The 13,629-nt window shown below is 44.8% G+C and carries 14 protein-coding genes; 13 read left to right on the forward strand and 1 reads right to left on the reverse strand.

What is annotated here, in order from left to right; translation table 11 throughout:
• Window positions 1-31: 31 nt before the first annotated feature.
• The 9 genes from LUCIF_RS23990 (at window position 32) to LUCIF_RS24030 (ending at window position 9,178) form a co-directional block, all read left to right on the forward strand.
• Window positions 32-1,417, forward strand: coding sequence for a nitrogenase component 1 (locus LUCIF_RS23990; protein ID WP_122630336.1), 1,386 nt, complete (start codon window positions 32-34; stop codon window positions 1,415-1,417).
• The gene (locus LUCIF_RS23995) at window positions 1,396-2,949 is read left to right on the forward strand and encodes a nitrogenase component 1 (protein ID WP_207858392.1); all 1,554 of its coding nucleotides are present in this window, start codon (window positions 1,396-1,398) and stop codon (window positions 2,947-2,949) included. Before LUCIF_RS23990 ends, LUCIF_RS23995 begins: the two co-directional genes overlap by 22 nt.
• The gene (locus tag LUCIF_RS24000; RefSeq protein ID WP_122630338.1) at window positions 2,934-4,274 is read left to right on the forward strand and encodes a nitrogenase component 1; all 1,341 of its coding nucleotides are present in this window, start codon (window positions 2,934-2,936) and stop codon (window positions 4,272-4,274) included. The genes LUCIF_RS23995 and LUCIF_RS24000 overlap by 16 nt, the downstream gene beginning before the upstream one ends.
• A gap of 68 nt (window positions 4,275-4,342) precedes the next feature.
• Window positions 4,343-5,239, forward strand: a complete 897-nt coding sequence (nifB, locus tag LUCIF_RS24005) for a nitrogenase cofactor biosynthesis protein NifB (RefSeq protein ID WP_122630339.1) — start codon at window positions 4,343-4,345, stop codon at window positions 5,237-5,239.
• Window positions 5,240-5,274: 35 nt separating this feature from the next.
• Window positions 5,275-6,375, forward strand: coding sequence for a homocitrate synthase/isopropylmalate synthase family protein (locus LUCIF_RS24010; protein ID WP_122630340.1), 1,101 nt, complete (start codon window positions 5,275-5,277; stop codon window positions 6,373-6,375).
• The gene (locus LUCIF_RS24015; protein WP_122630341.1) at window positions 6,372-7,220 is read left to right on the forward strand and encodes a hydroxymethylglutaryl-CoA lyase-like TIM-barrel protein; all 849 of its coding nucleotides are present in this window, start codon (window positions 6,372-6,374) and stop codon (window positions 7,218-7,220) included. The genes LUCIF_RS24010 and LUCIF_RS24015 overlap by 4 nt, the downstream gene beginning before the upstream one ends.
• An 11-nt stretch (window positions 7,221-7,231) precedes the next feature.
• On the forward strand, window positions 7,232-7,687 hold the full coding sequence (locus LUCIF_RS24020; RefSeq protein WP_207858394.1) for a GNAT family N-acetyltransferase: 456 nt from the start codon (window positions 7,232-7,234) through the stop codon (window positions 7,685-7,687).
• A gap of 19 nt (window positions 7,688-7,706) precedes the next feature.
• Window positions 7,707-8,129 carry a hypothetical protein gene (locus LUCIF_RS24025; RefSeq protein WP_122630343.1) on the forward strand — a complete coding sequence of 141 codons (423 nt, stop codon included), beginning with the start codon at window positions 7,707-7,709 and terminating at the stop codon, window positions 8,127-8,129.
• Window positions 8,105-9,178 (forward strand): radical SAM protein, encoded by a 1,074-nt coding sequence (locus tag LUCIF_RS24030; protein ID WP_207858396.1) that lies wholly within the window; start codon window positions 8,105-8,107, stop codon window positions 9,176-9,178. Before LUCIF_RS24025 ends, LUCIF_RS24030 begins: the two co-directional genes overlap by 25 nt.
• Window positions 9,179-9,256: 78 nt before the next feature.
• On the opposite strand, the gene LUCIF_RS24035 is transcribed toward LUCIF_RS24030, so the two are convergent.
• Window positions 9,257-10,186: a substrate-binding domain-containing protein gene (locus LUCIF_RS24035; RefSeq protein WP_122630345.1), complete on the reverse strand. Its 930-nt coding sequence runs from the start codon at window positions 10,184-10,186 to the stop codon at window positions 9,257-9,259.
• Window positions 10,187-10,342: 156 nt separating this feature from the next.
• Here LUCIF_RS24035 and LUCIF_RS24040 point away from each other — a divergent pair, with 156 nt between their 5' ends.
• From LUCIF_RS24040 to atoD, 4 genes are all read left to right on the forward strand, one after another.
• Window positions 10,343-10,939 (forward strand): gamma-glutamylcyclotransferase family protein, encoded by a 597-nt coding sequence (locus tag LUCIF_RS24040; protein WP_207858403.1) that lies wholly within the window; start codon window positions 10,343-10,345, stop codon window positions 10,937-10,939.
• A gap of 362 nt (window positions 10,940-11,301) precedes the next feature.
• On the forward strand, window positions 11,302-12,066 hold the full coding sequence (locus LUCIF_RS24045) for a helix-turn-helix transcriptional regulator (RefSeq protein ID WP_165866149.1): 765 nt from the start codon (window positions 11,302-11,304) through the stop codon (window positions 12,064-12,066).
• Between the two features lie 158 nt (window positions 12,067-12,224).
• Complete coding sequence (locus LUCIF_RS24050) at window positions 12,225-13,001, forward strand: acetoacetate decarboxylase (protein ID WP_207858404.1); 777 nt, start codon at window positions 12,225-12,227, stop codon at window positions 12,999-13,001.
• Window positions 12,964-13,626, forward strand: a complete 663-nt coding sequence (gene atoD / locus LUCIF_RS24055; protein ID WP_122630349.1) for an acetate CoA-transferase subunit alpha — start codon at window positions 12,964-12,966, stop codon at window positions 13,624-13,626. Before LUCIF_RS24050 ends, atoD begins: the two co-directional genes overlap by 38 nt.
• Window positions 13,627-13,629 lie beyond the last annotated feature (3 nt).

A 13,629-nucleotide genomic window follows, 5' to 3' on the forward strand; every position in this document is an offset into this window, starting at 1 on the left:
TACTATCAAAATAGTTGGAAGAGGTGACAATATGCCTGTGGTAGTTACACAAAAAGAACGTACCGGCATCATTAATCCGATCTATAATTGTCAGCCGTGCGGTGCGCAATTCGCCGGCATTGGCATTAAAGATTGTATTCCCTTAGTGCATGGCGGGCAAGGTTGCAGCATGTTTGTACGGTTGCTGTTTGCCCAACATTTCAAAGAGAACTTTGATATTGCTTCCTCCTCGGTGCATGAAGACGCTGCGGTATTTGGGGCCGTAAAACGAGTTGAAGAAGCGGTTGATACACTGATGCAGCGTTATCCCCACCTGAGAATTATACCGGTTATTACCACTTGTTCAACCGAAACAATCGGTGACGATATTGAAGGCGTGATTAGAAAAATAAAAAAGCACTTGCAGAAAGAGTTTCCCGGCCGTGAGTTTATTTTGGTTCCGGTTCATACGCCAAGTTATAACGGCAGCCACGTCAGCGGTTACAATACTGCGATACAAGCATTCGTTTCAAACTTGGCAAAAAAAGGTGAACCAAACGGCAAGTTAAATATTTTGACCGGGTGGGTAAATCCCGGTGATATAGCGGAAATTAAGCACATTCTGGATGAAATGCAGGTTTCTGGCAATATCCTGATGGATACGGAAAATTTCGATTCTCCCACAATGCCGGACAAGTCGATAGCCACCTTTGGCAATACAACAATTGAAGATATTATTGATACCGCTAACGGACTTGGCACGATTGCTTTATGTCGATATGAAGGGGGAAGCACCGCGGAGTGGCTGCAAAATAAATACGGCGTTCCGGCTGTTGTCGATGCAACGCCGATTGGCATTAAAAATACGGATATTCTCTTGAAAAATATTAGCAAACTTACGGGCAAACCGATTCCGGAGTCGCTTGTCAGGGAGCGCGGCAAAGCCATTGACGCTATGGCCGACTTGGCGCACATGTTCTTTGCGGACAAAAAGGTGGCAATTTACGGTAACCCTGATTTGGTGCTGGGGCTGGCGCAATTTTGCTTAGAAGTTGAGTTGAAGCCTGTTCTTCTGTTGTTAGGGGATGATAATCCGGCATACGGGAAGGATCCGCGCATTACTCTTTTGGAACAACAAGTCGATTTCGATATAGAAGTGATTTGGAATGCCGATTTATGGGAGCTTGAGCGCCGGATCAAGGACAAAACAATTGAATTGGACTTGATTATGGGGCACTCCAAAGGGAGATACGTCGCTATCGATAATAATATTCCTATGGTTCGAGTTGGTTTTCCCACTTTTGACCGGGCGGGAATGTACCGCCATCCGGTAATTGGCTATAGTGGCGCGCTTTGGCTGGCGGAAACGGTGGCGAATACTTTTTTCACCGATATGGAGCACAAACATGAGCGGGATTGGGTATTAAACGTATGGTAGGATTGGAAAAAATGGGCGATTACGTTGAATTTTACGGGCATTTGAGTGAACTTTACCGTTTAGCCAAAGAAGGGAAAATTAAAACTGCCTTACAGGGAAGTCACACCCGTCCCTGTAAATTTTGGACGGCAATGAAAATAGTAAGTGGTATCAAAAATGCTATTGTGATTACTCATGGACCAAGCGGTTGCGCCTATGGCGTCAAGCAGGCCTATAAACTGACTAATTGCCGGAATAGTGGTTCAATGTATGAACCGGTTATCACTACCAACATGACAGAAAAAAATGTCATCTATGGCGGAGAAAATGAATTGAAAGGCGCTATTCTGGAAGTGGATAAAAAATATTGTCCCGATGTCATTTTCGTGGCTACGAGTTGTGCTACCGGAATCATCGGCGATAATGTCGATGCAGTCGTAGAGAAGGTACGGAATGAAATTTCCGCAGAAATAATGCCGATTCATTGCGAGGGGTTTGCCGGAGAATACCGCAGCGGCTTTGACCTGGTTTTTCGGCAGATCGCTGATTTAATGGACCCGCCTACGCCTGAGAGCAGGGCGGAACTGGCAGACACTGTCAATATTGTAGGCGGCAAAATGGGACCGGAAAGGACAGAAGTAGATACCGATGTCAAGGAACTTATAAGACTGATCGAAGGAATGGGAGCAAGAATTAACAGTGTAATTGCCGGTAATTGCTCACTTGCCGAGCTTAAGCGGGCTCCCAGCGCAGCGGTTAATTGCGCGCTATGTCTTGATATCGGTTATGCCATTGGCACAGAAATGCTTCAAACCTTCGGGACGCCTTTAAATTCTACAATTCTTCCCTATGGAATCAGCGCCACAGAAAATTGGCTTAGGGGAGCGGCGATTCATCTGAAGCGGGAGAAAGAAGCGGAGGCTCTTATTCAAGAGGAATACAATTCGATTAAGGCTGAATTGGAAGAAACGAAAAAACATTTGGCAGGCAAGCTGGCAATTGTTGAAGGGCATGATGCAGTTAAGGCGTTGGCCATTGTCCATATGCTGGAACGGGATTTTGCAATGCGGCCGGTAATTTTTAACTTCCATCCCTGGAGTACGGAAGCCAGAAAAACCAGTATCGATTATCTGCTGGAAACGGGACTGGATCCGAAGATCTTAATTACCAAGGGGACGTTGGCTTTTGGCAAGTATGAGTCTATGCGCCAAACCGAGGAGGAATTGCTGAATTATTTAGGCGGTTTTGATCCGCAGGCAACTGTGTATTTTGGGTCTTCACTCAGTTTTCCCCAGATTCCTCTGGTAGATTTAAACGCTATACTAAATCGTCCGCGGTTTGGCTATCGCGGCGCATTAAAGGTTGCTAAATGTATTAAGACGGCCCTTGATTATGCATCAAGGCCACGTAGCTGGATGACAAAACGGATGGTTTTTCCGGAGAACGCCGGTGGATTGGCATCGGCTCAGTCGTTAACGAATAAGTTGGCGCAGGACTTACCGGACTGCACAGTTTATGCCCAAAGGGGGAAAGGCAGATGTTCGATGAGCTAACCTTTGAAGATTGCAACCATAGCAAAGATCCGGTTTTAGGGTGCGCGCTGGAAGGGGTGGCCAGCATCATAGCCGGAATCAATGAAGCGAGTATTATCATTCATTCTCCCCAAGGATGCGCGGCTACGGTGGCCAATGCATATGATATTCACGAAGTGGATTTTACCCGGCGAAAAATAGGTTGTACCCGTCTGTTTGAGTCGGATATTGTTATGGGGGCATCGGAAAAATTAAAATCGCTAATAAAAGAAGCAGATCAAACTTTTCAAAGTAAAGTAATGTTTGTTGTCGGAACGTGCGCTGCAGATATTATTGGCGAAGACATAGAAGGGATTTGTCAAGCATTGCAGCCGGAAATAAAGATTAAACTTATACCGGTTATGGCGGGAGGCTTTCATGGTACAAGTTACGACGGGGCGGCTTTGGGGCTGGCGGCCTTACTGCCGTTCATCCATAAAACGCCGCTCAAAGCCTCGGACCGTGTTAATCTTATTGCCCCGCAAGCCAATTTAAATCCCAGCTGGCGGGCCGATTTAAATTGGGTGACTGATGTTTTACGGGTTTTTGGGATTGCTGTACAAGCCGTAATTCCGCATAACACCTCGTTTGAGGAATTGGAAAAGGCCGGTATGGCTTCGGCCAATATTCTTTTAAGCCATGATGTGGGAACGGAGTTTGCAAAAAAAATGCAGGAAATTCATGGCATACCGTTGATTCTTGACAATATTCCTTTGCCGATAGGTCTAAAAAATACTGCCCGGTGGTTGAGGGCATTGGGTACCTATTTTGACGCGGAAGATAAAGCGGAGCAGATGATAAAACAGGGCGAAGAGATGGTAATTGATGTTCTCCGGCGGCGGGCATTGATGATTATCCCGCGTTATCGAAACTGCAAGGTTGCCGTATCGGCGGACGCTACTCTTGGAATCGGTCTCATCCGAATGCTTTATGAAGAACTGGAAATGATTCCAGAGTTATTACTGATCCGGTCGGGGGCGGAGAAAGCCAGAAAGCTATTAGCGCAGGAATTGAATGCTATGGGAATTTCACCACGGGTAGTTTTTGCTGCGGATGGGTATCAAATCAAACAGGCGTTAAGCGGGATTGAGGTTGACGCGGTTGTCGGGTCGGCTTGGGAAAAGTATATGGCTGAGGAATTAGGCATTAAGCTGGCGTTTGATGTAATCAATCCCACCAATAGAGATGTATATCTTGATAGAGCTTATTTTGGCTACGAGGGAATGCTTAATATTATGGAGAAAATAGGGAACGACTGGGAGATGGGTCTTCGCTCCAGGATGATTAATTGGGAGCAGTGTATTTAAAGGATAAAGTTTAATTTGCAGACAATAGCCGGCGGCTTCAGAAAGTTTTGGAGAAAGGGGGAGGATTTATGCAAAATGTATCAACAGCGCTGGCCGATATGACGGCAAAGCATCCATGTTATTCTTGTACGGCACAGCATAGCTTTGCCAGGATGCATATTCCGGTGGCCCCGGATTGTAATATCAGCTGCAATTATTGTAACCGTAAATTTGATTGCGTGAATGAGAGCCGGCCAGGGGTAACCAGTGAAGTGCTGACTCCAGGGATGGCTTGCGACAAATTTTTGCAAGTAAAAAAGGCAATACCTAATTTGAGTGTTGTCGGTATTGCCGGGCCCGGGGATGCGTTAGCAAATTGGAAAGCGGTAAAAGAAAGTGTAACGGCTATAAAGAAAAAGTCGCCGGATATTATTTTTTGTTTATCTACGAATGGTTTGCTGCTGCCACACTACGCGCCGGAAATAATTGATTTGGGCTTTAAGCATGTCACGGTAACGGTAAATTGCCTCAATCCAGCCATCGGGGCTAATATTTATCATCATATAAGCTATCAGGGAAAGGTTTACTATAGGGAACAAGCGGCGGAACAATTGATCAAGAACCAATTGGAAGGAATTAAATATTTAGCCGGTAAGGGCGTTTTGGTTAAGGTCAATATTGTAATGATCAAAAATTTAAATGGCAGTCATATTATGGAAGTCGTAAAGAAGGTTAAAAGACTGGGGGCGGTTATGACTAACATTATGCCGCTGATACCGGCGCCGGGCAGCGCGTTCCAGCATTTACCGCAAACCAGTATGAAGGAACTTAATACCCTGCGTGACATCTGCCAAGTTGATATTAAGCAGATGCGCCACTGCCAGCAGTGCCGGGCCGACGCGATTGGACTTTTAGCGGATGATCAATCCTACCGGTTTAGAAATGGAAAAGTCTGTAAATATTTAGACGGGGAAAAAGCAATTTAGTCTGAACGGTTTGGATTTTCCAAGGGGGTAGTTGTATGAAGCGGGGTTGCGAATTGAGTGAATGGAAGAAGGGGGACGCAATGAAGGCTTCCAATGTTATGTTTATTGATCAAACGCTGGGTCATGTATTAGGCAGGCGTTGTTTAAGCGTAACGGAATTAAACGATATTAAACAAAAAATAGCCCATATGGCGCAGGTCATTTTTGATATTCCCCTTGATGCTTTACTGAGTAGTCCAGAGTACACGGACATTAATTTGAGTGATGTCCGGATTGGTGTTAAGCCCGATCTTGATAAGATTAAGGCCGCAAAGGCTCTTGGCTGCGGCAGGATCAAGATCTGTCTTGATTTTACCGGCTTGCGGGAAATACCGTCTTTAGCGGCGGCTGTGGAAACCGCGCTTAAACATGGTATGGAAACGAGTGTTTGTATCATAAACGGATTGGATTGTTATGGGGGAGACATGGCAATTTTTCGGAAGCTGGCCGAAGAATATAATTTACGCAGTTATATTGTTGATGATGCAGAAAGCCGGCTGGATTCGCTGAACACTTATCAATGGCTGGTGTTTTGGCGGGAAAATAGCTCCTGTATGCTCGAATACAATGGCCATAATACCAAAGGTATGGCGACCGGGAATGTTTTAAGCGCGATTATGGCCGGTGTGCAGAGTGTTGGCGTGTCGATCGGCAGTGTTGGCGGCTACCCGGCCTTTGAAGAAGTTCTTATGGCTATGAAGCACTTGCTGGCAATGCCGGTGAAAGTGCCGGATAACTTGGCTTCCTGGTGCAGGGACGTGATGGATTATGCCGGATATACCTGCTCGCTGACAAAAGCGGTTATCGGTGATCATATTTTTGCGCATGAATCCGGTATTCATGTTGACGGTATAGTAAAGAATAGTAAGCTTTACGAACCTTTCAGCCCGGAGTCGGTTGGGTTAGCGCGGAAGATTGTTATTGGCCGGCATTCGGGACGGGCTTCGATAAATCTTAAACTGAAACAATTGAATATTGATGCGAATCAAGCCGATGTGCCAGAGATTTTAGCAAAGGTCCGCAGGCTGGCGCTTAATCAAAAGGCGCCGGTTTCCGACGCCCAGCTACGGGCAGTAATACGGGAGGTAGCGCTATGAGAGTCGATATCGTTGATACTACTTTGCGGGATGGGGAACAGCAAGCCGGGTTGGTGTTTTGGCCGGCGGAAAAGGTTGCGATTGCGCAAGCCCTGGATGCGGCAGGTGTCTTTGCGATTGAATCTGGAATACCGGCGAATGGGCCGGAAGAACAGGAGGCATTGAAGGCGATACTTGATTTAGGTTTAAAAGCGCAGGTGATTGCCTGGAACCGGGCAGTTAAGCAAGATGTCTTAACCTCGGTGCAATGCGGATTTTCATTTATTCATATTTCGGTGCCGGTATCGGATTTGCACATTAATGATAAGCTGCGAAAATCGAGAGAATGGGTGTTAAAGCAGCTTGCCGATTCGGTAGAGTACGCCCGCAGTTTTGGCTGCAGAGTGTCAGTCGGGGCTGAAGATGCTTCCCGGGCCGATGAAGATTTTTTTTTACGAGTGACTGATACTGCGGCCAGGCTGGGGGTGGAACGGATTCGTTATGCCGACACGGTTGGCTGTCTGGACCCGGTGGCAACCTACAACCGCATGCGGCATCTGGTAAAAAAGTGTTCATTGCCGATTGAAATTCACTTGCACAATGATTTTGGCCTGGCTGTCGCCAATACGGTGGCGGCTGTGCAGGCCGGTGTGCCGCTGGTCAGTGTAACTGTAGGCGGTATCGGGGAGCGGGCGGGAAATGCGGCCCTGGAACAAGTTGTCCGGTCAGTGGAGGGCTTGTATGGCTACGATACAGACATTCGGATGGAATGGTTGCCGGTTTTAACCAATGCTGTGGCCGAAGCCTGTTTTTCGGCCGGCCGGACAGTCCGTTGGGATGATGGAATGAAGGCGCGATTAGCATGAATAAGAATTTTGTGATTAGAACAGGAGCCTTGCCTGATATTGATAAGTTGACGGATTTACTAAGAGTATTATTTACGATTGAAACTGATTTTGTCTTTGATGCGGAACAACAACGCCGCGGGTTAGAACTGATATTGAAGGATAATACGCGAGGATGTCTTTTGGTTGCGGAAGTGGAACAGGAAATTATCGGGATGTGTACGGCCCAATTGCTTGTTTCTACCGCGGCCGGGGGAATGAAGGCGCTGGTTGAAGATTTGGTGGTGGCCGAAAGATACCGTTCTAAAGGCGTAGGAAAGCAACTTCTGCAGGCTATTGAAATGTGGGCTGTTAGCAAAGGAGCGAAACGCCTGGACTTATTAGCCGACCGCAGTAATACACCGGCACTGGAATTTTACCGGCAAGTTGGTTGGCAGACTACGGAGTTAATCTGTTTGCAGAGAAAGATTATCAAAACCCCAATATAGTGCGGGAGGCGACAAAATAATGAAGATTAGAGCTGATTTTGTCAGCAATAGCAGCAGTGTAAGCTTTTTATTAACGATGAAAAAGGATATGGCTGAGAGGATGGCCGAGTTGTCCGTGAACACCGGCAAGGCCCGGTTAATCAATTTTATTCGGGAACAGATGGAAGAAAACGGTACAGAATTTAGCGCCAATGGGGAAAACATTTACAGTATGCTGGTGACTTCCCGCCCCAAACAAATTAAGGAGATATTAGGAAGATATTTTAAAGACGGAGGTTTATTTTACGAATGGAAGATTCCTGATCTAAATCAGGAGGATTTTAGCGGTTTTAGCGAGGAGGAACTGTGGGCGATGATTTATTCTTTATTGCACCGGGGAAAAATTAGCGAACTAAAGGTTATCGGTGGAACACCGCTTTGCGGGAAGTTGAGAGCGGAATAATCATGGGGGATTTTAGAAGACATACGGAAGATTATAATTTTGTTGGCGACCCAAATACGGGAATCACTTTCCGGTGGGGGGAGTCCTTGCATAAAAACCCAGTATGCGCTCCCTGGCCGGAATTAGCTGATATTTCTATTTCAAATTATTGTACGAAACAGTGTAAATATTGCTATCGCGCGAGCAGTCCTGACGGAACTTTTATTTCATTGGAGGATTATTCCTTTATCCTTGAACAGCTTACCAGTAAACGGTACGGACCGGTGTTTCAAGTGGCCCTTGGCGGCGGAGAACCGCTTTTGCATCCACAAATTACGGAGATCTTACGGCTTACCCGAAAAGAGTATAATATTATTCCCAATTACACTACCAGCGGCTTTTTCTTCACGCCGGAAATTATTCAGGCTACCGGCAGATATTGTGGAGCAGTGGCGGTATCCTATGATCCTTACCGCCGGGATATGACGTGGGAGCGGTTAAACGAAATAGGAACTGAACTGGCAGATGAAGGGATAAAGGTTAATATTCATTTTGTAGTTTCGGATTCAACCGTTGATGCCGCGGCCAACCTGCTGGAAGGGTATCAGGATAACCCTTTGAACCGGTTTAATTCCATTATTTTTCTTACTTATAAGCCGTTTGGAAAGGCGAACGTTGCTGATTGCTTGAAGCCGGACGATCGACTGCGGCGTTTTCTCGCGTTAGTCGAGAATCCTGGGACGAAGCTGCAATTTGGTTTTGATGCATGCTTTGTACCGCTGTTATTTCGAAAAACAAAAGTAAATTTTGAGCTTTTAGATAGCTGTGAATGCGGTTTTTTTTCGGTATATATTGACGAACGGCTAGATGTGTCGCCATGCTCCTTTTGCAATGAACGGTCCTACAAATTTAGCTTGCGGCAATATAATTTCGCAGATATATGGGAGAATGAATTTCAAAAATACCGGCAAAAGGTTTTAAAAAATTGTCCGGACAATTGCGCTGTGTCGGATATTTGCCGGGGTAAATGCGAGTTCTTTGAGGAACTGTTTATTTGTCCGGTGATATAGAGACCGGGAAGACGGACAGAAAAAGCCCCGCTGCCTGGCTTTCGCGAAAAAGCACAAGAGCGGGGAATATCTTTGAGATTAAACTTCGGCTATTATTTCGCCCATGCGGGAGGTATCGTAACCGCCCATGCCGTCGACTTCCCGCCGAAATTCAGCTGAACGCAGAATAGACATAAGTACCTCAAATTCAGGTTTAATAAAATTTTGACGCAGCATAACAAGGTCATAGCGTTCTTTTTGCAAAGGTATGAACTCAACATTTTCGACCTGCATGGCAGCCTTCTCAGTACCGATACCTACGTCGGCGTCTCCGCGCGCTACACAACTGGCTACAGCTAAATGGCTCATTTCTTTCCGGTCATAGCCGGAAATTAGGCTGGAATCAATGTCGAGCTGGCGAAGCTTTTCATCTAACAGAACTCTGGCTCCGGCGCCGGGTTCCCGGTTGACAAAGGAGATATCCGGGCGGGTCAGGTCAGGCCAGTCGGCAATACCTTTAGGATTACCGGGGGCTACATAAAAACCTTCGATTCGGTATACAAGATTTACAACCAACGCTTTTCTGCCAGGCAGATATCTTCGTACATAGGGAATGTTGTATTCACCGCTGTCACCGTCCCACAAATGGGCGGTAGCAACATTTACCGATTCATTATATAAGGCGATTAGACCACCGATACTGCCAATATAACGTCGCAGAACCCGGTTGCTATTTAAACGGGCTTCCAAATGACTGGCCAGAACATCGAGAATAGTATCTTGGCCGCACAGTATAAGTCCTGTTAATGGCAAGGTGTTTTTTTCAGGGGCTGGTATTACCGTCGCGGAAGCAACACCCTGCTTGGATTGCTGCTTGTATTTCTCAAGATCCGCTGCTTCGATTCGCATGCTGCGACCGATCCGGTATGCAGGCAATTCGCCGCGTTTAATTAATTCATAAACAGTAAAACGCGAAATTTTCAATATTTTTGCGACTTCTTCAGGTGTACGCAGAGTAGTATCGGCCATGATGCCTCCCTATTTCTTCCAACCATTGCAAATAGATTTATGTAATATTTATATAATAGTCCTTCTTTTTAAAATCATATCTTATCTACTAATCATATCTCATTTTCATATATTTCACAATGGCTGGACTACAGATTGTGAATGGAGGTGTTTTTTGTGAAAAGGGATTTCCGGCATTATTTTGCTTACGGAGTAAATATGAATATTGAGGTATTACGTCAGAAAGAGGTTAATCCCAGATGTATCGGTGTTGTTCGCCTGGCGGGATATCGCGTCGGATTTTATGGGTATTCAGCGATTTGGGACGGGGCGGTGGAAACTGTAATTAAGGATGCGAGGGCGGACGTGTGGGGGGTGTTGTATGCACTGAGATTTTCCGAATGTGAGCAATTGGATGAGTGTGAGGATACCAGAATAGACGGGGCAGGCAATTATTTTCATTATCCGGTTGAAGTCATAGATATTGATAATAAAATTCAGGACGCGATAATATATAAGAAATCAATTCTGGGTGAACCCGCGCTTCCAAGTCAAGAGTATTTGAATATTATTATTCAAGGGGCGAAGAAGCAGGGAGTACCGAAAGAATACCTAGCGATTTTAGAAAACACTGCTATGAAACCTGCTTCCTATGCTGTGCCAAGGTATCCAAAGCGTGGTTGGAAACGGATAGTAAGTGACGAATGTAAGGTATGCGAGGAATTGATCAAAAAAAACCGGCAAGCCTGGATTAAAAATAATTTTAGATGTTGAAGGAAGAAATTTGCTTTAGTGTTTTGTGTTGACTAAGCAAAAGGTTCAACAAGCAGTTGCAATCTGCAAGTTGAGCCTTTAATTTATCTGCGCGCACAATTTTTGCTTGTCTGGAAAAGGGAAATTTCGGCTTTTTGGCTATGAATTTTCTCTTTTTTGTCTTATTTCGACAGGCAATGACCACATAAATTCCATTATTGGCAGGAAATTACATGTTTTTCTAGAATTATCCAATATCCGGGATTGTTTGATTAAAAAAGATCCTGGTATTTTACTTATAATAGATGTCAAATTAAAGGGGTCGATTTCCGATGGTATCATTTCATTCGTCATCGTTGGGGTATGTTAAGGAAACAGCAGGAGTGACGAAAGCAAGTTCAAATAGTTATCCTAAGGTTTGCCTGATAGAGGATAAACTGGATCGTTTGCTTCGGGAAAATGAGATGATTATAAATAGCAGTCAAGCTATTTTTAAAAAAGTCTTTGAAAGTTTTACCATCCATGAAAAAGTTTTATTTTTATGTGACAGGGATGGGTATATTATCAACATAGTCGGAGATATAGACATTGTTCAGTGGTTTTTCGAAAATGGATTTAAATTGGGAACTTCCATGAGTTATGAAAGTTGTGGACTCAATGCGGTAGTAACAGCAGTAGAGTCAAGAAAAATATCAGTCTTTAACACACAACAGCACCATTGCGAAGCATTGAAAGAATGGATTTGTCTTGCCGCCCCAATACAGATTGAAGAGGAATTAGCAGGAATTGCCGCTATTTCTTTGAAATTTAGTGAAAAAATTAGTGAAAGAATTAATTACTGTAAAATTATAATTGGACTAATTAGTGATTTTATTGCTACTTTATTAAAACAGGGTTATAAAATACCCAGGAATAAATTAATATTTTTTGGCGCATTGACGTTAAATAACCGTTTCAGCTTAACCCCAAGGGAAATCGAAGTGTTATATAGGTTGAAATTAGGAGAGCCAATATCTAAACTTCCTGCGAAGATGTCACTGTCTCCGAATACTATAAAAAGTCATATTAGAAATATTTACAGCAAGATGGACGTAAAAAATTTAAAAGAATGCCTGCAGATCACCGATAAAATTCTGGAAAACACCTAAAAGGGGGCATAAAAAGCACTCAGGGTTAAAAAAATCACCCTGAGTGCTTTTTATGTAGGCGATTATTTCTTTACCGGATTACAGTAAAATAAATATCAAAATATTACATGTAATATTTCTATAGCGAAAGGATGATTTATATGTTGAAAAGTGAGATTTTGAAGCATAACACAATCCCTCTTACCGTTCCCGCTTTTCCTACCACTACCTATAGATTTCATAACCGGGAATATCTAAATATCCTTTATCGTACGGACCCGTCGGCTTTGCGCCGGATGACTCCGGAACCGCTGGAAATCATGGAGCCATTGGTGCGATTTGAGATGATGCGTATGCCGGATGCGACCGGTTTGGGATGTTACACCGAATGCGGTCAGGTTATACCCGTGCGGTTTAACGGAGAGGAAGGCGACTATCTGCATGTAATGTATCTGGATAACTATCCCGCCATCGCAGTGGGGCGGGAAATTAGCGCTTATCCCAAGCTATTGGGAGCGCCCCGATTATATGTGGATAATGATACGTTAGTGGGCACTCTTGATTATGGTTCGCTGCGGGTAGCTACCGCAACAATGGGTTATAAGTATTTTCCAATTGACAAAACAAAAGCTTTCGGTGAAATTAGCCGGCCAATTTTTATGATAAAAATAATGAGTGGGTACAATGGTGAACCTAGAATCTGTGAACTGGTTCGCACCCAGATTACGGATATTACTATCCACGAAGCCTGGAATGGTCCCGGGCGCCTGCAGTTATTCGCTCATGCCCTTGCGCCGCTGGCGGACTTGCCTGTATTAGAAGTCGTTGCCGCCTCTCATATTCTGACAGACTTGACATTGGCGCCGGTGAAACCGGTTTATGACTACCTGGCGGAAGAAAAAATACGGGAGGTTAGCTATGATAAAGAAACAAGCGAATATTCAGCAGGCAGCTGAGTATTTTAAAGACGGCATGACAATAATGGTGGGAGGTTTTGCCGCGGTAGGCACACCGGAAAGGCTAGTTAGGGCCATTATAGACAAAGAAATTAAGAATATTACTTTAATTGCCAATGATACCGCCGCCCCAGACAGAGGGGTGGGACAGCTTATTGTTAACCAGCAGGTAAAAAAGGTCATTACCTCCCACATTGGCACCAATCCGGAAACAGGGAAGCAAATGTTTGCTAAGGAATTAGAGGTTGAACTGGTACCACAGGGAACACTGGCGGAACGGATTCGCTGCGGCGGCGCCGGGTTAGGCGGTGTGCTTACTCCGACCGGGGTGGGGACTGTTGTAGAAGAAAATAAACAGAAAATTTGTGTTGATGGTAAGGAATATCTTTTGGAAAAACCATTGCAGGCGGATATAGCTTTGATCAGAGCCAAAAAGGCAGATAAGGCGGGAAATCTAATTTATGATAAAACCGCGCGCAACTTTAATCCTTTAATGGCAATGGCGGCAGATACAGTCATTGCTGAAGTGGATGAAGTGGTTGAAGTTGGCGAAATTGCCCCGGACGAAGTAATGACGGCGGGTGTGTTAGTAGATAAGATTGTGTTGCAGAAGGAGGCCTACTAATCT

The sequence above is a fragment of the Allolucifera butyrica genome (assembly GCF_900476375.1).
Lineage (GTDB): Bacteria > Bacillota > Negativicutes > Sporomusales > UPPP01 > Lucifera > Lucifera butyrica.

Excerpts from the sequence above, each read along its gene's own strand:
- LUCIF_RS23990 (WP_122630336.1), top strand. The coding sequence starts at position 32 with ATGCCTGTGGTAGTTACACAAAAAGAACGTACCGGCATCATTAATCCG.
- LUCIF_RS24000 (WP_122630338.1), top strand. The coding sequence starts at position 2,934 with ATGTTCGATGAGCTAACCTTTGAAGATTGCAACCATAGCAAAGATCCG.
- nifB (WP_122630339.1), top strand. The coding sequence starts at position 4,343 with ATGCAAAATGTATCAACAGCGCTGGCCGATATGACGGCAAAGCATCCA.
- LUCIF_RS24010 (WP_122630340.1), top strand. The coding sequence starts at position 5,275 with ATGAAGCGGGGTTGCGAATTGAGTGAATGGAAGAAGGGGGACGCAATG.
- LUCIF_RS24015 (WP_122630341.1), top strand. The coding sequence starts at position 6,372 with ATGAGAGTCGATATCGTTGATACTACTTTGCGGGATGGGGAACAGCAA.
- LUCIF_RS24025 (WP_122630343.1), top strand. The coding sequence starts at position 7,707 with ATGAAGATTAGAGCTGATTTTGTCAGCAATAGCAGCAGTGTAAGCTTT.
- LUCIF_RS24035 (WP_122630345.1), bottom strand. The coding sequence starts at position 10,186 with ATGGCCGATACTACTCTGCGTACACCTGAAGAAGTCGCAAAAATATTG.
- atoD (WP_122630349.1), top strand. The coding sequence starts at position 12,964 with ATGATAAAGAAACAAGCGAATATTCAGCAGGCAGCTGAGTATTTTAAA.